At 49.4% G+C, this 24,571-nt stretch carries 1 protein-coding gene; it reads right to left on the reverse strand.

All coding sequences use genetic code 11. The features are described 5' to 3' along the window. Positions 1-39: 39 nt before the first annotated feature. A complete protein-coding gene (locus AAHN97_RS11765; protein WP_343307811.1) occupies positions 40-24,354 on the reverse strand; it encodes a Calx-beta domain-containing protein in 24,315 nt (8,104 codons plus the stop codon). Positions 24,355-24,571 lie beyond the last annotated feature (217 nt).

Below are 24,571 nucleotides of genomic sequence, written 5' to 3' on the forward strand. Positions count from 1 at the left end.
TGTACAAAAGATACAGCGTCCGGTGATCCGCGTCTGTTTTTATCTCAGTATTTCTATCCACCCTTTATAGGCACTTGTGCCTTCGGGGCGTTTCACTTCCAGGATATAGTAATAGGTTCCTTCGTTCAAACCTGAACCATTCCAGTCGTTCCGGTAATCCTTGTTTTGGTATACCATGCCGCCCCAGCGGTTATAGATATAGATCTTCGATCCCGGGTATTTTTCCAGGCCTGCGATGATGAACCGTTCGTTCTTGCCATCGCCGTTCGGCGTGAATACATTCGGGAAATTCAGGTCTTTCACTTCTATCGGTATGCTGGTAGATGGTGCGCCTGCCTGTGGCGAAGGATGCGGCTGGTCAGGGTTAGCCGGATCTGCAGGCAGTGTTGGCTGCGGTCCGTTCCCATTGTCTACCATCGCGGTATTCTCAATGCTGGTGATACCCGTCAGGCTGCTGGCCATAGCTACTGTTACAGTAAAGCTCACGGTTTCTGTTGCGCCTACGGCTACAGCAGGGATCGTCCAGGAAAGATCATTACCATTCCTTATGCCATTATTGTTGATGCTTTCGAATACGGTACCATTTGGCAGTACGTCTTTTACCTGGATATTGGTCACTGCTATACTGCCCGTATTACGTACATGCATGGTGTAAGTGATCCTGCTGCCGGAGCGTACGGAACCATTGCTGCCAACCGCTGTGTAAGCTGCGCTCTTCCAGCTGATGGTTACCGGGCCGCCGCCATCCACCGGTATTTGCGTGGAAGGTTTGGACGGATCAGGGTTCGGCATTGGATTACCAGGGTTTGCAGGATCTTCCGGGCGGGTAGGTTTCATACCGCCACCGCCATCAGTTTGTGCCGTGTTGGTGATATTAGTGATACCGGTAAGATCTGTAGCTACCTGCGCAACAAAACTTACGCTCTGTGTAGCTCCGATCTGAATTGCAGGAATGGTCCAGCTAAGGTTCCTGTTCGTTTGTACACCACCGTTAGCAATGCTTACGAAGTTGGTACCTGCCGGCACAACGTCTGCCACTTTCACATTGGAGAGGGTAACATTACCATTGTTCCGCACATGGATCGTATAGGTGATCTGGTTGCCCGGGCGTACCGCACCATTGCTGCCGGTACCAGTATAACTCACCGTTTTCCAGCTGATGGAACCATCTCCGCCATTGTCTACCGGTATGCTGGTAGAAGGTGTATTCGGACCCGGATTCGGATGCGGATTGCCCGGGTTGTTCGGATCTTCCGGAACTGTGTTCTCAGGTCCGGTACCCTTGCCGTCATCCACCTGTGCAGTATTGGTGATAGCAGATGCGCCTGTCAGATCATTGGCTACTTTTACCCTAAAGCTGCGGGTGACAGTAGTGCCCACCGCTACTTCAGGAATAGTCCAGGTGAGGCGGCGGCCTGCTGGGGTGATATTTTCATCCGCATTTACAAAGTCTGTATAAAGCGGCACATTATCAGTTATCACTACCTGGTCCAGTTTTACATTACCGGTATTACGCACATGAATAGTGTAGGTAATTTGATCACCTGCTTTCACACTGCCACTTGCACCGGTGCCGGTATAACCTACACTCTTCCATTTTACAGAACCTTTGAAATCATTATCCGCAATGGTCACTGTTGCGCCGGTAGTTGTGGCCGGCGTAAAGCTGCCCAGTGTAGCCGTGCTTCCATTCACGATGGATACTGTTACCGTTCTGCTGCCATCTACAAGGATATCATCGATCACTTTCACCGGTACACTTACCTCATTACTGCCTGCCGGTATGATCACAGTAGCTGAAAGCGTTTCGTAATCACTACCTGCCAATGCGTTTCCGCTAACAGCCAGGTTCAGGGTAATGTCTTCAGCAGCCGTAATGTTCAGCGGCAGCCTGATGGTATATGCTCCGTTTACAGGCCCCGTTTCGTGTGCATTGGCAACTGATGCAGTAATACTCACTGTGCGGTTAGCTGCAGTGTTGTCATTATCCGCAATATTCACAGTTGCGGCAGCTGTTGCACCAGATGTAAAGTTGATACCTGCGCCATTCACAGTGGCTGTGCCGTTTGTGATCGTTACTATTACTGTGCGGTTACCGTCTATGATACTGTTATTGATCACATCTACCGGTATAGTCACCGCGTTTGAATTGGCAGGTATAGTTACCGTACCACTGAGTTGCACATAATCCATAGTGATTGCACCGGCATCTGCACCTGGTTTAGCTGTGCCACCTATGCTATAGGTTACTGTCACTGGCACAGCCGCAGTTACACCCTGTGGCAGGCTGATGGTGAACTCTCCGTCTCTGGCAGGTTCTGCAGCATCCGGGATGCTGGCGGTGATGGCCAGCACCTGGTTAGCTGCTGTGGCATCATTATCCGTGATCAAAACAGTAGCCGTATTAGCAGTTCCGGCAGTGAAGGCGCCTGCTTCAGATGAAGAAGCATTCGGATCGATGGTGAGCAACACTGTTTCATCGTTTTCAATGATCCTGTCGTCTTTCACTTTCACTTCGACGATCACACTGCTATTGGCTGCAGGCAGGATAATGCCTATGCCCAGGGCCTCGTAATCTGTTGCCTGTACGGCAGTACCACTGGCGGCAAATACTACGTTGATGTTTTTGGCCGTAGTATATCGTATGCCAGGAGCCGCTTCAGGCAGCCTGATCTCAAAATGTCCATTATCGGCAGGTTCTACTGCATCATCCAGTCTTACCACTTCAAGTGTGCGGTTGGCTGGTGTATTATCATCATCTGCAATGTCCATCGCCGCAGTATGATCAACAGGATGCGCCGGGAAATAAACATCTGCATTCGTATTATCCTTGCCGTTACCTCCCAGTATTTGCAGGCTGATAGTTTCAGTGGCCTCAATGATATAGTCATCTGTTACATTCACATCTATCTCTGCATCATTGGCGCCTGCCGGTATCACTGCTGTGCCAACAGTGTAATCAAGACCTGCAGTAGCAGAGCCGGAGAGATTATACATCACGGTGATGTCTCTTGCAGCAGCGATGCCAGGTGGCAGGCTGATCCTGAATTTACCGGTAGTGGCAGGCTCTGCGGCATGACTAACCCATGTTACAGAGATTGGATTATCCGCGGCGGCATTTACATCCACAATATTCACCGTGGCGCTGGTGCGTGCCGGATCAAGTGTAAATGGTATAGCCGAGGTAACGCCGGTAAGCATCATCACCACATCTTCAGGCCCTTCTATGTTACCATCGTTATATGCTTCAACATCTACCAGTATTTCATTGGAACCGGCAGGAATAGTGAGCGTATTACTGCTGAGTACGGCGCCACCAGGTACCTGCAACAGCTGGTAATCTGTGATGGTGTTCCGTATCGCTGCACCGCTCATGTTAAAGGTTACGGTTACATCTTCAGCGCTGGTGTAACCCGCAGGTAATGCCAGGCGGAATCGTCCACGTGCAGCGCCTTCAATAGCATCAGATACTTTGGTGAGCAATACCACTCTTGCACCTGTGCCGGCATCATCGTCCATGATGGGCACCGTAGCGCTGCCTGTTGCACCTGCGGTATAAGTGAACTGGCCATCGTTGCCGCCGCTGATATTCATGATCACCGTTTCTGTGGCTTCTATGATCTGGTCGTTCAGCACATTTACGGGAACGGTTACACTTTGCTGGTAGGCTGGAATAGTAACCGGTACGCTGATACTGCTGTAATCTGCACCTGTAAGTGCTGTGCTGGTATTACCGATCGTGAAGTTCACCGTTACCGGCCTTGCGGATGTAATGCCTGCAGGCAGGCTGATCTCAAACTCCCCGCTGGTAAAAGGTTCTGCACCATCTTTCTTTTTAATGATGGTCAACTGCAGGTTGGCAGGAGTATTATCATTGTCTGCAATGGTCACCGTAGCCGGTGTACCTGCAGGTGTTAAATCATATCCTGTTGTACCTATGGTCACCGCTCCGCTGCTGATGGAGAGTATAACCGTGCGGTCACCGTCTATTATTGTATTGTTGATCACATTCACCGGGATGGTCACACTATTGGTATTGGCTGCAATCGTTGCAGTACCACTCATCTGCACGTAATCTTTATTCATCACCGTAAGGTCAGCACCAGGTTGCGCAGTGCCTCCTAAAGTATAAGTAACTGTAACAGGCGCTGCTATAGTAATACCCGCAGGAAGGCTGATGGTGAATTCACCATTCACCGGCCCTGTTTCGTGCGCATTGGCAATAGTGGCAGTAGCTTCCAGTTGCAGGTTTGCCGGAATGAGGTCATCGTCTGCAATGTTCACTGTGGCTGCGCTGCCGGATGGAGCGTAAACATCACCACCGGTTGCCGTTGAATTGGCCAGTGTAAGTATTACCGTTTCAGTACCTTCCAGCACTTTGTCGTCTTTCACGGTCACCGGTACAAATACACTGCTGCTTCCCGCAGGCAGAACAATGCCTGTGCCTGTTGATATGTAATCAATATCTGATGCAGCAGTACCGCTGGCGGCAAATACTACATTGATATTTTCTGCTACGGTATAACGTGTGCCTGGCACAGCTTCCGGCAGCCTGATCTCGAACCGTCCATTGGTGGCTGGTTCCGCAGCATCAGTTACCTTCACTACTTCGAGGATGCGGTTAGCCGTTGTGTTATCGTTGTCTGTAATATTGATCGTTGCGGTGTGGTCTGTAGCATGTGCAGGGAACAACAGGTTGTTACCATTAATATCCTGCCCATTACCACCCAGTACTTTCAGGATCACTGTTTCTGTGCTTTCCAGGATATAATCATCTGTCACTGTTACATCCACATCTACACCATTCGCACCAGCCGGTATGATCACTGTGCCTGTTGTAAAGTCAGTACCCGCCAATGCAGTACCGCTGAGTGCATAAGACACTGTAATGGCTCCTGCAGACGTGATGCCTGTTGGCAGGGTTATCCTGAACCGGCCATTGGTAGCTGGCTCTGCGGCGTCCGTTACTTTTGCAATGGAAAGCTGACCGCTGGCCGCTCCGTTCACATCCACAATATTCACCGTGGCAGCTGCCTGTGCGGGATCTATGGTGAAAGGCAATGAAGAAGTAATGCCATTCAGGGTAAGTACTACCTGCTCCTGCCCTTCTATCACACCATCATCAGGTGCATCCACATCGATCAGTACTTCATTGGCACCGGCGGGAATAGTAACAGAATTACCACTGATAACAGCGCCGCCAGGTACGTTAGTAAGTTGATAATCGCCACTGCGTGCCGCATTACCACTGAGTGCGAAAGTCAGGGTAATATCCTGCGATGAGGTAATACCAGGTTGCAATGCAATACGGTATTGGCCTTTAGCCCCTCCTTCCACGGCGTCAGATACTTTGGTGATCTGTACCGCACCTGTGGCCGGAGTAAGGTCGTTATCAATAATGTCAACAGTAGCCTGTGCGATGGCTGCAGTAAAGCTGATAGCAGTACTACCATCCGCTTCAAGGCCTGTGCCTCCGGTGATATTCATGATCACGGTTTCAGTGAGTTCAATCACCTGGTCGTTCAGCACATTCACAGGTACTGTTACACCCGGCTGGCCTGCTGGTATTATTACCGTGCCGGTGATGGCCTGGTAATCTGTACCTGCACCTGCCGTACCTGATGCATCTATGTTATAGTTTACAAAGATATCTTTCAACGCAGTCAGTCCGTCAGGCAGTTTGATGGTGAAGGAGCCGGAGCTGGCTGGTTCTGCGCCATCCGCTGTTTTGAGGATGCTTAGTTGAAGTTTGTCTGCTGTATTGTCGTTATCTGCGATCGTTACAGTAGCAATATGTGCCGGAGCTGTGGCAGGCGTGAAAAGCCCCAGGCCGGACGTACCGCTCACAGTAGTCAGTACTACTGTACGGCTCCCATCGATGATGTTGTTATCGATCACATTCACCGGCACTGTCACGCTCTTATCACCTGCTTTCAGGATAACCGTGCGTTGCATAGGTTGGAAATCCACACCTTCAGCTGCGGTACCACTTACGGTGTAAGTGATCTCCACATCTTCTGCTGCGGTGATATTCGGATCCGGGAAACTGAATGTAACAGCCCCGTTCACCGGCCCGGTTTCGGATGCATTGGCTACCGTAGCTGTAGCTGTCAGCACACGATAAGTGATATCATTATCGTCATCTGCAATGTTCACCACCGCTTCATCCGGTGTACCAATGGGCACAGTTACACCACCCAGGTCAGCACTTTGTAATTTTAAAGATGCGGTTTCTGACAACTCAATGATCTTGTCGTCAGTCACTTTCACCGTTACCTGTACTTCGCCGCTGCCCGCCGGGATCCTTACGGTATTACCGCTGATCAGGGCGCCGCCTGCATCTGTTAATGTATAATCCGTTCCGTTCACTGCTGTACCTGCAATACTGTAGGTAACATCAATGGCGGCCGTGGTAGTTTGGTTATTGGCCAGGCGGATGGTAAATGTACCATTCGTAGCAGGCTCTGCTGCATTTGCATTGGAAGCCACTACTTCCACTTTCGCGTTACCCAGGTCATCATCTGCAATCGTTACAGTGGCTACAGCTTCTGTTGTGTTCACACCAATGCTGCCTACGGTAGCAGTTGTACCGCCGGTGATAGTGATCACCACATTACGGGACCCATCTATAATATTGTTGTCTATCACATCAACAGGAACCGTTACGGAAGAAGCTCCCGCAGGTATCACAACGGTGCCTGTGAGGTTGGCATAGTGCGTACCGTTCACCGCCGTGCCAGTCATATTATAAGCCACCGTAACAGGCTCTGTTGCTGTTACGCCGTTTGGCAGACTGATGGTGAATAAACCGTCTGTTCCCGGTTCTGCTGCATTAGGTGTTGTAGCCGTAACAGACAAGCGGGCAATACCAGCATCATCATCCGCAATATTTACCTGCGCAGTACCTTCTCCTGCTTTCACACCTATGGTACCAATGGTAGTAGTTGTACCATTAGTAAGGGTGAGTATCACAGTGCGTGTACCATCAATGATCAGATTATTGATCACATCCACCGGAACATCCACGGAAGGAGCACCGGCAGGGATGATAGCCGTACTGCCTAACAACGTATAATCTGTACCGTTAGCTGCAGTGCCGGTGATCGTATATCCAACTGTTACAGGTTCCGTAGCGGTTACGCCCGCTGGCAGGCTGATGGTAAAGCTTCCGTCTGTGGAAGGTTCGCCCGCATTAGGTGTACCTGCTGTGATGGACAGTTCTGCCAAAGCGGCGTCATTATCTGCAATGGTAACTGTAGCATCGTCTGCAACAGCATCCACGCCAACATTTACCAGCTTGCCATTGATAGTGGCCTCACCACGGTTCAGGGTCACTATCACTGTTCTGTTACCATCAATAATTGTGTTATCTATAACAGTTACCGGGATCGTTGCATTTGAAGAAGATGCAGGAATGATCATGGAACCGCTTATTGTGATATAGTCTTTATTTACTTCAGCTGCGCTTGCACCTGGTACGGCCGTGCCAGTGATCTGGTAGTATACGGTGAGCGGCTGTGTTGCAGTAATACCTCCCGGCAGGCTCAGGGTGAATTCACCTGGTGTGCCCGGCTCTGCTGCATTTGGTATGCTGGCCGTGATCTGCAGTTTAACATTGGCCGCATCATCATCATGGATCGTCAGCGTTGCTTCATTACCTGGCGCCGGCGCCGTAAATGCACCTAGTGTGCTGCCAACAGGCAGATCAATGCCGGTAATGCTCATCACAACACTTCTGTCCCCATCTATCAGCGAATTGTTGATTGGCCTGATCGTAACGGTAGCTGAAGGCTGGCCTGCAGGAATAGTTACAGAGAGCGGAATGGTTTGATAGTCTGTGCCATTTACCGCCTGGCTGCCTGTAAGCGCCAGGTTCACTGTGAGCGGTTCCGCTACAGTGATGCCATTAGGCAGGCTAATGGTAAATGTTCCATTTACCGGCGTAACACCTTCCTGCGCATCAGGTTGGGTAGCCGTAATGATGAGTGTGCGGTTAGCCGCTGTGTTATCATCATCATGAATGGTGAGTGTAGTATTGGTTGGGTTCACCGTAAATGGCGTGCCATATGGGTTACCACCAAAAACGCTCACTGCACCTGCTGTGAGGATCACCGGACGGTCGCCGTCTATGATGTTGTTGTTAACAGGGATGATGTTAACATCCACAGCAGTCTGACCGGCCGGAATAGTTGCGGTCAGCAAACTGATGGTCTGGTAATCCGTTCCATTCACTGCTTTACCGCTGAGTGTATAACTGATGGTCAGATCGCGGGATGCTTTCACGCCGTTGGGCAGGCTGAACGTAAATACGCCATTCACCGGTGTGATATTTTCCTGTGCATCTGGTACCGTAGCCGCCAGTGTCAGCACAAAGTTAGCCGCTATATTGTCGTTATCGGCAATGTTGAAATTAGCGGTGTTCTCTGTAGCGTGTGCTGTAAATACTGCGCCGCTCACAGTGCTGATGCCGGTATTGCTGATTGTTACGGTAACGTTGCGCGTACCATCAATGATGTTATTATCAATCACGTTCACCGGTACATCAATGTATCCTGCACCGGCAGGAATGATCACCTGTCCGCTGAGTTGTACATAATCCATATCGGTTGCGCCGGTATTTGTGCCAGGTTTGGCTGTACCAGCAATCGTATAATTGATGGTAACTGCTTCATTGGTCAGTACCAGGTCCGCACCGCCAGCTGTACCCGGCAGCTTGAAGCGGAAGTTTCCGTTCACAGGACCAGTTTCATCACCGTCCGCACTTGTTTTTAATACGCTCACCACACGGTTCTCCGGTTTATTGTCATCGTCAGAAATGGTCATATCTGCGGATGCTGTAGCCGATGGTGTGAATGGCCCTACCGGAGAAGTACCGCCGGTGATGCGCAGCACTATATTCTCGTTTAACTCTATGTTATAATCGTCCAATACGGTAACAGGTACATCCACATAAGCCTGGCCTGCTGCAATAGTGGCCGTGCCGGTATTGGTTCCCTGAATGTAATCGGCCAGTGTGAAATCAGCGCCATAGGTAGCTGTACCGGCATCCAGTACATAGTTGACCGTAATAGCTCCTGCCACCGTCATACCGGTGGGGAGACTAATGCGGAACACGCCGTTATTAGCGCCACCGCCTGGTTCTGTAGCCTGACGTTGTACAGCTGCGCTCAATTCCTTGACACCACCGTCTTCGTCTATGATATCCAGAGACACATCTGCCGTGCTGGCAACAAATGGCAGTGTACCTGCCGTTGCGTTCTGCAGGCGGATCACCACATTCTCTGTTGGTTCAATAATGTTATCATTCAGCACCGGTAAGGTGATATCTGCATAATTGTTGCCCTGGGTGATCACCACTGTACCGCTCAGGTTGGTGTAGTCTACACCTGCGGTAGCAGTACTACCCGGTTGTACGGTATAGGTTACCGTAATATCCTTGCCGGCTTTTAATGTACCTGCCAGGTGTACGCGGTAAGTACCTGCAGCGGTTGGTTCTGCACCGTTGGTAAGGACGGTTGCAGCTACCGTCATGTCATAACCCGGATCATCCTGGATGAACACGGTGCGTTCAGCAGTACCTTGTACAGGTATTGCCTGGCTGCCGGACGACAACACGGCTGTTGCTCCGTTCAGGCGGATGTTTACGGATTCTTCCCCTTCTATCAGATCGTCAGTTAACGCCCTGATGGGGAGATCCACTGATGGCTGTCCTGCAGGTATTTTTACCGTGCCTGCTCCTGTTCCCGGGTCATAAGTGCCGGTGAGCGCACCGAAATCGATCACATAGTCTGATGTAACCGCGGTGCCGGTGGGTAATACGTTGAAGCTAACAGTCAGATCATTACCGGCCACCGCTGAATTGGTCAGTGCAAAACGGATGTAACCATTTGCCGCTCCTTCAAAGGCATCATTCACTCCGGTTGTGCTGATGCTGGCAGTTATTTCATTATCTGTGATATTCACTGTTGCGGTTTCTCCTGGTGACGGGGCAGCAGTGAAGGACACTACTGTAGCACCATAGGTAGCTGTGGCAGGTGTAGCCGGCAATGTGAGAATTACGGTTTCGGTACCTTCCAGTATAAAGTCGTCTTGCACGGTCACTGTCACTTGTTTGCTGCCTTCATTTGCCGGCAGCGTAACCGTAGTGCCGATATTACTATAGTCGCTGCCTTCAGTTGCTGTACCCGTGATGCCGAATGTAATATTCAGCGGTATGGAAGAAGTATAACGTAAACCAGCTGCGTATTCAGGCAAGCGTATTTCAAACAGGCCGTTAGCGCCAGGTTCTGTGCCATCGTTCAGTTTCACTACTTCCAATACATGTGCTGCTGCATTTAAAATATCATCATCAAGAATATCTATTGTACTCACATTAGCAGCAGGATCTGCGGGGAATGAAACCGTTTGTCCCGGGGTTGCAGCATCGTCTGCATTTCCGCCCAAAACGGTGATCACAATATTCTCCAGCCCTTCGATGATATGATCGTCCAGCATACTTACCGTTACCGGGGCAGATGCCTGCCCTCCAGGAATAACAACCGGCAGGATCGTCTGATAATCCACACCCTGTGCGCCAGTGCCAGTGATGGCAATAGACACGGATATCGGGTTTGGATATGCAAAGCCGGTTTTGGTACCCACCGTGAGATTTACGGTACCGCCCGCTTCACCGGCGCTTGCAGTAGCCGGACTGATCACCAGTTCATTAGCCACACTACCATTTACATCCAGGATATTCACGGTAGCGCTGGCAGGGTTCAATGTGAATGGATCGCCATTTCCATTCACAGCGTTTGACAGGGTGAGTATAACTGTTTGAGTAGGTTCTATCAGCAAATCTCCGAATGCATTTACTTCCACGATTATGGAGTTCTGGCCTGCAGGGATCGTCAGCGTGTTAGTGCCTGTGTTGATGTGCGCAGCCGGTACCAGATCATACCCGTTTGGATCGTTGTAGGTGGCAGTACCTGAAAGCGCATAAGTTACTGTGATTGGTGTAGAGCTGGTAATGCCGGGAGGAAGTGCAATTTCAAACCTTCCTTTTGCACCGGCTTCTACTGCATCGGACACACGGGTGAGCAACAGCACATCCGAGTTCGCATTGTAGTCTTCATCTGTAATATTTACAGTGGCAGTAGCAGTACCCGGAGTGTAGGCATGTATCCCATCGTCTCCGGCGGTTACATCCACTTTAACTGTACGCGTGCCATCAATAACAAAGTTGTTGATCACATTCACATTCACCCTAACCCCGTTGTCGCCTGCTTTTATCACCGCTGTACCTGTCAGTGCGGCAAAATCTATTCCCGGTACTGCACTGGAATTAGGATCATCAAATGAATAAGTCACATTAATATCGCGGGAAGCGGTTACGTTCAGCGGAAGGCTGATCGTAAAGTAACCGTTTGTAGCAGGTTCTGCTGCATGTTGTGTTGCATCAATGTTCAGTACCAGGTTAGCGGGTACAGCATCATCATCACCAATGTTAACTGTAGCCGGAACAGATGAAGCGGTTAGCGTCAATCCTGTGGCTGTAACATTGGTCATCGTGAGGATGGCCGTTTCGCTGCCTTCTATGATCAGATCATGCAACACGCGCAGAGTTACAGGTACGCTGGTCTGACCTGCAGGGATGGTTATAGTATTGCCAGTGATAATGGCATTGGTTGCATCGCGCAGTTCATAATCCACACCACGTACACCGGTACCACTTTCGCCAAACGTTACAGTAATATCGTTCGCCGCAGTAAAGGTGGCTGGCAGGCTGATAACAAAAGTGCCATCGTCCCCAACCGGAGGTTCTGTAGAAGTATTATCAGTAGCGGTGATCGTCACCAGTGTTTTGGCGGGATCTGTGCGCTCATCATCAAAAATGCTCAGGGTGGTGGTACGCATCGCTGCGTCCAGCGGATGAGCCGGATACAAGCCGCCATTGCCATCACCCAGGTCCAGAACAATCGTTTCATCTGTTTCGATGATATTATCATCTGTTACAGGGATTGTAACGATCACTTCGCTTTGGCCGGACAGGATAGTAGCTGTGCCAGTAGCAGGATACGTATAGTCCGTACCGTTTGCCGCCGTACTGCTTACATTAATTGCATAATTAAATGTGATATCCTCAGAAGAGCGCACACCCGCAGGCAGGCTTACTTTGTACTGGGCGTTTTGCGGCACCGTATTACCCGGTGCTTTCTCATAACCATCCTGTACTTTGGTGATACTGAGGTAGCGGGCAGAAGGAGGATTATTGTCTTCAATCACCACCGTAGCCGTGGCCGCAGTTGGGCTGTTGGTAAAGGTAAAGCTCGTAGAACCGGCGGAAACCTGGTTGAGGACCACGGTTTCATTTGCTTCCAGCAGATCGTCCGTTTGAACGGTCACTTCCAGCGTAGCGCTGTTCTGACCGGCAGGGATGATGAGCGTGCCGGTGCCTGTACCTGCATTATAATTGAGCAGCGTATAGTCCGTTGCATAAACGGCCGTTCCTGCACCCAGGTTATAAGTGACAGTGATATCTTCCGAACTGGAATATCCTGATGGCAGGCTGAAGGTGAACTGGCCATGTACCGGCCCGTCTTCTTTGGCTGGTGTAATAGTGGCTGTTACGCCTACTACCGTATTGGCAGGAATATTATCGTTGTCGTTGATATTTGCTGTTGCTTCAAATTCAGTTGTATGTAAACCGTAAGGAGATGAGCCACTGGCACTGGTAAGTGTGAGCTTAACTGTTTCAGTCAGCTCTATTACCTGGTCATTCACTACGGGCACATCTACATCCACACCGTTGCTGCCGGCAGGTATTACCGCAACACCTGTAAGCGCAACAGCATCCAGGCCGGCAATCGTATAATCATTTATGTTAGCGGCGGTTCCGCTGATGAGGTATTGAACGGTAACATCTTCGGTAGCAGCCAAAGTACCCGGCAGTTTGATCCTGAACTTACCATCTGTGGCGCCTTCGGTGCCATCTGTAGTTTTCAGTACGCTTATTACGCCGGTAGCTGATGTTAGCCCTCCAAAAGTAGAGAAGCTCTGGATATTGCTGAACTCAACATATTTCACACCATTCTCTTCACCATTTCCGGTAGGTGTTATTTCTGTCATATTATTCAGGCCGGTTTCCGTCAGGTCAGTGATCACATTCGCTACTGTACCGGAATGTTTAAACCATTTCCAGTTTTGTGGAGTTGTAACACCACGGTCGTTAGCCAGGTAATTTTCTGCCGCCGTTCTTTCCGCATCATTCCATAAGAAACGGACTTTCACCCCACCATTCACTGTGAGCGGTGTACCGGTGTAAGTGATCTGCAGCATGCGGCGCATCAATTGTGTTCCATAATCTGTACCACTGGCTTTGCCCAGTTCTGTGGCCATATCCCTGTTTACGGAAATGTAAGCTGAGAACTGAGCAGGGTTGATCGTATTACCATTTGGATCTATTGCGGCGATGTATTTATCAGGGTCCGCAGGGTCTTTGAAGTACAACATGCCATTGGCATCCAGGCATACACTGGCTGTTGTGGCATCTGCAGCGTCTGGCACCAGGAAGGCTGCGGGAGCTGCCACATTACGCGTTACCAGTGTAAATACAGCACCATTGGTGAGGCTTCCCACGTTATCGAATTTCACTTTATCAACATCCAGTTCGCTGGCAGGGATCAGTGTATAATCCGCAGGCGCCAGGGATGCGAAATTGCCGCTGCCGGTCTTATCTATCAGCAGCGCATAATGTTCCGGCAAAGTACCGGTACGGGTAATACCGGTAAGATCAAATTCAAGATCTACCGGTGCTGTAGAATTATCAAAGTTTGAAAACTGTACTTTCCATTCACGGGTCAGCCTTTCTTTGATACAACCTGGCAGGTCTGCACTATTTGCAGTTACTGCACCGGCGTTGCTGCCCCAGGTCAGATAACTTTTATCTGTTGTGAAGCTGGCGCTGTTGGAAATATTATCAAGCGCAATATTGCCCAGGCCTATTGTTAGGATGGCACCGGCATTTATACTGCGGCTTTGTTTCTGATTCAATGCTGTTGCATCATCGCGTCCGATACCGGCTATATTCACATTATAAGTGCCATTAATTGCGGCTTCCCATGTTTTGGTAGTGCCGTCTGTAGCCAGGTAGTCCTGCGGTGTAGTTTGGTTAAGTGTAATACCATATTTAATACCCAGGTAAGATTCGATCTGCCTTGCCTGTGTGGAGTTGAGCACTGATTTGTATACGATCACCTCAGGGATCTTACCATTGAAAACGCGGCCATCAAATGAGGCGGCCCCTGAAGTGCGTCCTCCCACCTCAAAGAATGAGCCGGCAGAAGTACCGCAGCCTGGTCCTGAAGCAACTTCAGTTCTGCCATCAATCGTCATCGAACCACCCAGCCCAGTACCAATAGTTGTATAAACGCCACGAACTACCCTTGGTATTGTGTTACCCGATGTACTTGTTGCTCCGAAGCAACCGCTTCCGTCAAGTGTATAAGCTGCCCCTACTGCGTTCAGGCCAATACCACCGGATCCAGATCCACCATCAACTGTCCAGTTTGCTAACCCGGAAAATACACCCGCCATGTTAGTGGGGCCTGCCAGTGGTCCTTCCACTACGCTGGTTGAAAAAATCGACAATTGTGTAGCATCCCAGTCCGTAGTAGAATTTCCCTTTAATGACTTACTAACAGCACCCGTAAAATCTACAGCGGGGTTAAAGTTAAGACCAACCGGCACTTTGATGATATCCGCTGATGCCGCAACAGGATCAGTATGGGTCGTAGCTGCTGCTCGTAGCTCAGTGGTAACAATGCCGCTACCGCTCTGATCGGCCCACTGCTCAACTTGGTCGCTGCCGTTCACCGTCAGGCCTGCGTTCGCCTTCACCCATAGGGAACTTCCTATAACTCCGCCAGGCGCTGTTATAAACGCGGCAAAAGTGAAATACTGTCCATTTGTAAGATTAGCCGAAGCAGCATAATGGTCCGTTCCATTCAGGGCTAATTCAGACAATTCATAAAACTGATCAGCCGCATCGAATACAGCATCATTACTTACCACAAGATAAGGCGTAGTGCCATTAACCGGCAATACGCTTTTAGGAACAGCTATCTGTACATCGCCTGCCGCACCAGTACGCTGTGTTTTCCACACACGCGACATGCGGTAATTCACATTGGAACTACCGGTGATAGCTGTATTAAATGTTGTGCTGCCATTATCATCCCCCCATACGAGGTAAGACAAATTGCTGCCGAAAGTATTGGTATTTGAAAGATTCTCTTCTGCCAGTGTGCCAAGGCCCACGGCTATTTGCAGACCGGTATTAACACTACGGGATTGTTTCTGATCTAACCCTTCCACATCATCCCGGCCAATACCGGCTATATTGTTCTTATAAGTTGTATTCGCAGTGGCATCCCATACTTTAGTAGTCCCATCCGTAGCGATATAATCCGTTGCGCCATTATTCAGTGTAATACCATATTTGATCGAGAGATAGGTATTTACCTGCTGCTGCTGGGCGGCTGTGAGCGCAGAAGTATAGATGATCAATTCACCGAAACGGCCGTTGTAGGGAACATTAGCTGCCGTATTTCTGCCCAGCAGGAAGGGACTGTTATTACCTGTAAAGAGATCCGCACCACCTCCGGAACCACCTCCGGTAGCCACGGTCACACCATTCTTGTAAATGGCCTTCCGGTTGGCGAGAGGCAATGTAATATTACTGGTGGTAGTCCAAAGATTTGTCTGATTGTTGATCCCTCCTGTATTAAAAGTGAGTCGGTTTGTAGCCGGAGCATCCCAGGAAACAATATTATCTGACCAGGTAGCATGCAGGGTAAAATAGTTAGCAGCCGCACCGGTGAGAGCTGACTCCGTAAAAATTACGGCGTTATTGGCAGTTGCTTGGTTACCCACAAAGAATGCGGCAGCGGCGTTATAAGTACCTGTTTTCAGAATAGAGCCTCCCGTCATGCCTGAATTGACACCATCATATTTCACTACCGGATTAAAGTTGATGTTGCCGGCAGTATTGTTGAGATACAGGGGTTGATTAAGCGCAGTTGCCTGCGTAACGTTATTCAGATCAGACGCATAATCTATCCATCCATTAATAGCGGTATTATCCGTATTACTGGAAGTACCTTTATCAGCACGTAACCAGATGGTAGTTCCCACTATGCCGCCGGGCGCCTTGATGGAAGATGCAAAACTGAAATACTGCCCGGTTGTAAGATCCGCTGCAGCAGCATAATGCTTCACACCTTTCAGGGTAATTTCAGTTAAGGGGATGAACTGGTCTGTTCCATCCAAAGTGGCGTCGCTACTTACTACGAGATAGGTTTCCATTGAGTTAGGCAACACATCATAGGGTACTGCTATCTGCACATTACCAACGGTACCGCTCTCCTGAACTTTCCATACGCGGGCCATGCGGTAGTTCACCGCCGGGTTACCGGTTATGACAGTTTTGAACAGTGTGCTGGCGTTATCATCGCCCCAGGTGAGGTATGATTTATCTGTTGCAAAAATATTAGCGTTCAGTTCATTTGTTTCAGCGATATCCCCCAGGCCAACAGTTACCTGTAAACCAGTGTTCACGCTACGGGATTGTTTCTGGTTCAGGTCTTCCATATTATCCCAACCTATACCTGCAATGTTGTTCTTGTAAGCAGCATTGGCTGTACCATCCCAGATCACGGTACCATCTGTTGCCAGGTAGTTGGCAGCAACCGACTGGTTCAATGTAACACCGTATTTTATAGCAAGGTAGGAACTGACACGCTGAAACTCATCATTAGTAATATCCCTGTTGTAAAGGATGACTTCACCGATACGGCCATTCCACTGGCGGTTTTCTCCTACAAATTTACCTACCTGTGCGCCTTCAGCAGTGAGAATGGTATTCCAGTTCCTGGCTGCGTTGGCAAGGGAAGTAATACCATTCGCATACACACGGGCATCCCCCGTGGCTCCTCCTGCGTACCGGCCACTGATAATTGTAGCCATGTTTATAGGGAAGGAATTCGCAGGGCCTATAATATTGCTGGGATTTCCATTTGCTTCAAATATAGCCTCTCCGGTTACCGATCTCCTGAAACCGGAAGACTGGTTACCTACGAAGGCGCCATAAGTGAAGAGGGCCTGGTCTGTAGCATTTGAGTTGGTGACCGCAACTCCCATGATGGTTCTCGCAGCATTGCCCACAGGGAATTTCCCGGTGATGGAGGCTTGTGAAATCTTCAGAAAATCATTTATGCCATCAAACTTCAGGGCGCGGTTAAAATTAAGATACCCCAGCTCCAGCACCGGCTGGCTGGCAACAGTCAGCTGCTCTGCGATTAAGCCAGAACCTGCATAATCTATCCATTGGGTAACGTTATTACTGCCATCGTCTAAAGTATTGGCATCAGCACGTAACCACAAACTGGTAGCAGCTACATTACCCGGGTATTTTACAATAGCCCCGTAAGTAAAGTAAACTCCCTGCGGCAGCAGGTTTGAATTAAGCGTAACAGTACCCTTGCTGTCTAAAGGCAGTTCCTGATCAACCGTAGCAAAGGTGGGATCAGTACTGATCAGGAGGTATTTATCACCGCCAACAATATTGGCGGCCAGTGTAATATTCTGATCTGCCCAGTTGGTTTTCTCCACTTTCCAAACCCTTTCCATATGGCGGGTTGAACTAACGCCAGGCAGTGGGGCCTGCACCACACTATAACCAACAGCGGACAAGCCATTATCAGCAAACGTCAAGAAAGAAAGATCGTTTGTAATGGTTTCAGAGATCAACTCATTTGTCAGCGCTATTTTTGAACCCAGGGCTATGGTAACAAAACCCGCATCTGCGTTCAGAGATTGTTTGGTATTAAGACTGGTCTCATCATCACGGCCAATACCGGTGATGCGATGCCTGTAAGTGGCATCGGCTGTCCAGTATGTGCTGCCATTCGTAGCCAGGTAATTGGTAGGTATAGTCTGGTCCAGCGTGATACCATATTTCAATGCCAGGTAAGAAGAAACCTGCTGGCGTTCCACAGTGCTCAACACCCGGTTGTACGCTACTACTTCAGCCATGTCCCCCCTCCAGTACGCACCGCGTCCGGCAGTTGTTCGGGAACCGATAGACACAAGATTGGTTGTGGTGGGGCTGAGTGTGTTATTGGCCTGGGCTTCCAGTTTATTATTACCGTATAATTTGAAGCCATTCGCTGCGTTCGTTTGGGTAGCACCGAAAAGATAAGGCCTGTTCTCCAGGAAAGTTGTGGTAGTTGTTGCCGCCTCTATTGCGGCAGCGTTTTCCAGGGTTTGTAACTGGGCAGTACCGGTGATCCGGAATTCCATCCCCTGATTACCGCCCACTAAACCGGAGCCCACCAGTTCCCTGACAGCGTTATAACCTGTGCCTTTCGCTACGGCAAATATGGTGGAATTGACAGGATCGATCCTGGTTGTATTGATATCAAAGAAATCATCCGTACCATCAAACCGGAAGGTATAATTGAAGTTGATGCCGCGTGCATCCATGATAGGTTTGCTTGCCAGAACGGTCTGAGCGGCGTCATTGCCTAATCCGCCATAGTCCTGCCATTCTGCTGCGTCAGACACCATATCATCGGCACGTAACCAGAAGGTCATACCATTCTTAATGGCATTTGGCCCGCGTACATAATGGGCAAGGGTAAAGAAAGAACCATTTGGCATCTCGCTGCTGTTCAAAGTAACGGAGCCATCAGCGTTCAATTGTTTCCAAACCGGTGTTCCCGTGGTGAAGTTTGCACTGTTATGCAACAGCAGATAAGTATCATCATTCCCTCCTGTTATTTTCAACGTAATGTCTGCATCTGCCCAGGTGGCGGATTTCTCCACTTTGAAAATGCGGCTCATATGGGAAGCCAGACCGGCCCCGCCCACAATAGATATACGGTAGGAAGCAGCGGCATTATTATCCGCAAAAGTGAAGAAAGAAAGATCGTTAGTAATGGTGCTTGTATTCGCTTCGTTGGTTGGCTGCACAGTGCTGCCCATGGCAATAGTCACCAATGCGCCGGCCGCTACGGAACGGGATTGTTTTTGATATAATATAGACCCATCGTCACGGCCAATGCCGGTGATTCGCCTGTTATAACCGGTATTGTTTGCAGCCGTCCACATCATCGTGGTGCCATCGCTGGCCACATAATTGGTAGGTGTAGCCTGGTTGAGCGTAACGCCGTATTTGAGCGCCAGGTAAGCGTTTATTCGCAGTATCTCTGCAGCCGTGGGCGCTTTGCTGTACACGATCACTTCTCCCATGTTCATGCCTGTTCCATCACCATTGTCTACTACATCACCTACATTGTACCCGCCTGTTGCAGCTGCAATTGTTCCCGGTGTTTGCCCGGTACCAGCCAAACCGTTGAGGTAACCTGTGCCGGTGCCGGCATTGGCTACAAAGCCCGCGATATGCGGTTTATCTGTAAAGGCATTTCCTGCGGTAAGTCCGGAATTATTGGTGATCAGCTGGTAACCTCCACCAGCAACAGCGGTAGTATATTCTACCCGGGCGGAATTAGTACCTTCTGCTATCACAAAAATGTCCGTTGCATTGGTACCCTTCAGCGGCTCCAAAGCAAAGAACAGGGCATAACTGCCACTGCCTCCCATTTTCAGGTCCGTGCCGTTAAAGGCATCTTTGGTCATGTCTGAGAACTGCAAAGAAGGATTGAAGTTCATGATACCCGGCAGGTATTCAATAGTGCCGGCCACTCCGCTGGTATGATTACGCTGACCGGAGAAATCATTCCATGCTGTTGCATTTGCGCCGGTAACTATAACGTCCTTGTCTGAACGAAGCCAGAGTTTGATAGACGTTGCCACAGCACCCGGCCCCTGGATGTTCCTCGCAAATGTGAAATAGGCGCCATCCGGCAACAGGTCACTGTTAATAGTTACCTGGCCATTATCATCCAAAGGATAAGTAACATCGCCTGCACCGAAAGTATTGTCGTTGCTGACCAGTAAGTGGATATAACCTTCTCCTCCGTCCAATACCAGCGTGACATTTCCACTTGCCCAGTTGGTTTTGTCTACTTTATAGATGCGTGGCATGCGATAAGTAACACCTGGCACACCGGTCACCCGTTGTGTGTAGGTAAGCACTCCGCCGTTATCACTGAATGTGAGGAAAGAGAGATCGTTGGTTATTATATTATTATTGACGAGGTTGGAAGCGGGCACATCATTGCCAATGGCAATGGTAACATTTGCCCCCGCTCCTTCTGAGCGGCTTTGTTTCTGATACAGCGTTCCGTTGTCGTCACGACCGATACCCGTGATCCGTTGACCATAGCCGGTATTTTTAGAAACCGTCCACATATTGGTGGTGCCGTTGCTGGCAATATAATCTGTGGCAGTACCAGCAGCGTTCAGCATAGTCAATCCATATTTCAGGGAGAGATAGCTGTTCACGCGGGTGCGTTCCGGATCAGTCAGTTTCCTGTTATAAAGCACAAGCTCAGACATCCGGCCGTTGAAAACGGAACTATGCCCTGCAAAAATGGCGTTGTTGATACCCGTTCCCCGGCTAAAGCTAACGGGGAATGTGGTGCTGCTCGTGGCCAGCTTTCCATCAAAATTCACTGCCCAGCTTGCGGGAGCGCTCCAGTTATTCAACAGGTGAGGGATCTGCATATTGATCCCGCCGAATGAAAAATTTCTGCGGGCGTTAGTACCAAAGGACGTATAGTGCTGCCCGTTACTATAGTGATAATAGGTCAGCGTAAAAGTGGCATCTCCCCCGAATTCAAAGGGAAAACTTGCCGTAGTGGAAGTAGAAGGCAGATTGGAATACTGTACAGAAAACACTTCCCCCTGTGTGAACCCTTCCGCAAATTTAGGGACGCTAAAATAGCTGACACCTGTAGAATTAATGGCGGGATTAAAGTTAATGGCTGTGTTCTCCCAGGCTAATGTCTCTGTGCCTATCTTGGCCCATACTCTGTCCACCGGCGCCTGGTCCACCCACCTTGTAGCATCACTGCCAACAGTCACTACATCCTGATCTGCTTTTACCCATGATTGCAAACCATTGTTTACACCGCCGGGATATTTTTGTACTCTTCCAAAGGTAAAGAATGCACCGTCCGGCAGGTCTGAGCCTTTTACTGTGGCCATCCCCCCGTTGTTCAACGGCACTTCTTTAGTGACTGTGCCAAAAGCTCCATCCGTGCTGATCAACAGGTAATTGTTAGTACTGCCTCCTTTGAGTTGCAGCGTTACATCCTGCATATCATCCCAGCTGGCGGTCTTTTGCACACGCCATACACGCGCCGAACGCTCAGTGGCTATAACGCCTGGTAAAGCAACCGGCATAGTGTAGGCAACACTACCATTGTTATCGCTAACAACAAGGAAAGCGAGGTTGTTGGTAATGTTATTATTATTGAGGCGGTTAGCGGCAGCAACGGTTGCGCCTATTGCAAGGGTAACGCTACCGGCCACCTGATTGATAGATTGTTTTTGGTGCAGCCAGGAAACATTGTCTTTGCCGATACCAGTAATGCGTTTGCCAAAACCTGCATTCGCGGTTTTGCTGAAGATCACCGAACCATTGCTGGCCAGGTAGTCGGTTGTATCCAGTGTAACGCCGTATTTGATCGCCAGGTAGCTTTCAATTTTCAGGCGGTCGTCATTAGTGAGAGCGGTAATATCTTTATAAATGATCACCTCCGGAATTTCACCCGCGAAATAATCCTGGCCTGCATATACGCCGATAAGGGAACCATTATTCCCCCCATTGCCTGCGAATGCATAGTTTGCCGACTGACTCTTCAATATATTATGATCACGGAAAACGCTCATATTGGTCAGCGTTTTGGTAAAGCTCCATACATTGGGGAGCTTCAGGGTACCACCCCAGGCCACCCCAGTAAGGCGAAAACCGTAAGGCGCATCCCACAGCACATTTCCGTTGCTCCAACTGGGTGACGCAGCTACGTAGTAGTTATTGCTTGTCAACTGGTTAAACAAGGCTCCATTTTTCAGTGCAGACGAAGATGAAACGCCAAACACTGCGATCTTCTCCATATTACCATTGCCAAGTACAGAAAAGGCAGGATCTACTACACCGCTTTTACCGAAGTATTGCGCGGTGCCTGAAAATGTGGCTGTAGTATTAAAGTTGATACCAGTCACACTGTCCACTCCCGGCGCGCCAACCCTTGGAAGGTTCTTGGCATTTCCGCTGATATCATTCCACTGGGCGCCGCTCAATCCCATATCGCCCCGGTACCATGCAGCAATGCCGGCGTTTACGCCGGCAGGTCCTGAGATGTTCACGGGCACCGCATCACTGAATTCTGAAGTGCCTTTGGCGGAGGTAAGTGTGGCGGTCCAGAAGCCGCCCGGCGTACCATTGTAAGTAGCTGTTTGTATGGCTGTGCCTGCTGGTACGTTGTTGTAGGTAGCCACCAGTTCACGGCCGCTGTTGGGAGTAGTACCCGCTTCATTTGCATAAAGGTGTACTGTATAAACAGGCCCGGCGCCATCCGCAGCAATCACCGGGATGCGTATACCCACATTGTAAGTACCGCCACTACCGGAAGATGAAGTGATAACCGGGCGGTTGGCCCCTTTATAACTGCCATTGGCAGCCGCTGCGATGAAAATACCATTTGTAACGTTATTATATATACTGTTACCGGTGATGATCGTACCCTGTGTATTATCGTTGGTGTTAAAATAAACACCATGGCCGCGGTTATCATGTATCCTGTTGCCGGTGATACTTATATTCCGTGTGCCGCTTGCGCCTGCATGCAGCCAGATACCGTGGAGCGTATCGTTCCGTATATCATTTCCGGTTATATCGATCTGTGCTGTTGCATGCACCTGGTTGATCACGATACCTGCCCGGCCACATCTTTCAATAATATTGTTCGTGATCTTCACATTGGATTTGGGAAAGGTTCCGGCAAACTCTATCCCATCGCTCTGTGCACCACCTGCTTTGCTGATGGTAGAATTTTTCAGTTCAAAAGTATTCACGGCCCCGGCTATGGTCATCCCCTGTGCAATGTCATCTATGACCAGGTTATCCATTACCACATTTGTAAGACCATTGCGGAAGTTGATCCCATCGGCACGCAAGTGTGAGATACTCACCGTTTTCAGGCTGGCATTAGTAACCAGGCCATCAAAGTAGATACCCAGCGCTACCTTGTCCAGCGGGTCCCCGCCTATCAATACATCATCCATCGTAAGGCCGGTAACAGCTCCCCTGAACCGTATGGAGGTATCGCTGGCGTTATGCGCCAGATTGGCATTGGTGAATTCAGAAGCGGTGATCGTAATATTATTCGCCGCTGCACGAAAATGAAGATTGTTAAAACCACCCTGCAATACTTTTGTATTATGGATCAACAGGGTATTTACCGCTCCCATAAAGTCAATCCCGTAATCCGCCTCCGGATTAGCAGTGATCGTTGGCGCGGCAAGATCAAAATAAGAATTTCGGAATTCCACCTTTTCGGTGGTGGCACCTGCACGGAATGCATAGTCCGTTCCATTCGTCCAACCTGAAAAATTAATATTATCAAACGTTGCATTCTTAAGGCTGCCCAGCACCTGGATACCTCTGGCAAGCGGAGACATCTCTACATCTTTTATCAGCGCAGTATCCAGGGACGCGGTGCCCATGAATTCCATGAACATAGCCCCGGTAGCTGTACCTCCTGAATTGCGGGCATTGATATTTACATCTTCAATTGTCAGGGATGCGTGCCGGCCGGCTGTAAATGCAAAAGCCCGGCCTGACGGGTTTGTATTGACTGCTTCCAGCCCCATTTCTGATATAATGTTCCGGATGGTCAAACGCCGGGATGCCCCGGCCACTGTCACGATATTGTTCAGCAGGTCCGCTACAGTACCTGTTGTGTTCACCTTTAACCCCTCAATGGTTACATCCTCCGTATTGGCATTTACCAACACTCCACTTCCTCTTGTATTGAGCAGTTCAAAATTTTTAATGGTAACAAAATTGGAGTTGACGGTAAAGAAAGCAAGTGCAGCGCCATTATTGGCGTTGATCGAAACCCTGTTTTCCCCGTCAATAGTGAGGTTTGCCACCGTTATTGCGGGCAGGTTGCTGGCAATATTAATGACACCATGAACGTTGAATACGATACTATGCGGTCCTACCCCTCCTGCGTTTGCATCAAGGATGGCCTGCCTCAATGAACCAAGACCGGCATCATTGGTGTTGGTGACCGGGAATGAAGCCGCTTTGGCACACATTGCCCCTAACAAACAAGGGATCAATAAAAGATATCTCGAACACGCAGCAGTGCGCACCCACATAGGTTGTAGAAATTTCTTCATAGGAGTACTATGGTTAAAAGGAATATGGTATTGCCCTACTTGACTGTTCTCGGTAAAGGTTTGGGTTTCAAAACGCTAAGGTAACTGTAGCAGGAAGAAGGGGATGTAGCAGAAAAACTAACAAGTTGTAGTATCTGCACTACACACATATTGCATTTTGCGTAAAAGAGATTCCGGATTATTATAATATCTTGGATCAGGAATACCGGAATCCTGG

The sequence above is a fragment of the Chitinophaga niabensis genome, assembly GCF_039545795.1.
Classification (GTDB): Bacteria; Bacteroidota; Bacteroidia; order Chitinophagales; family Chitinophagaceae; genus Chitinophaga; species Chitinophaga niabensis_B.

What these genes read in the sequence shown, in the direction of transcription:
- AAHN97_RS11765 (WP_343307811.1), bottom strand. Translation starts at nt 24,354, where the DNA reads ATGAAGAAATTTCTACAACCTATGTGGGTGCGCACTGCTGCGTGTTCG.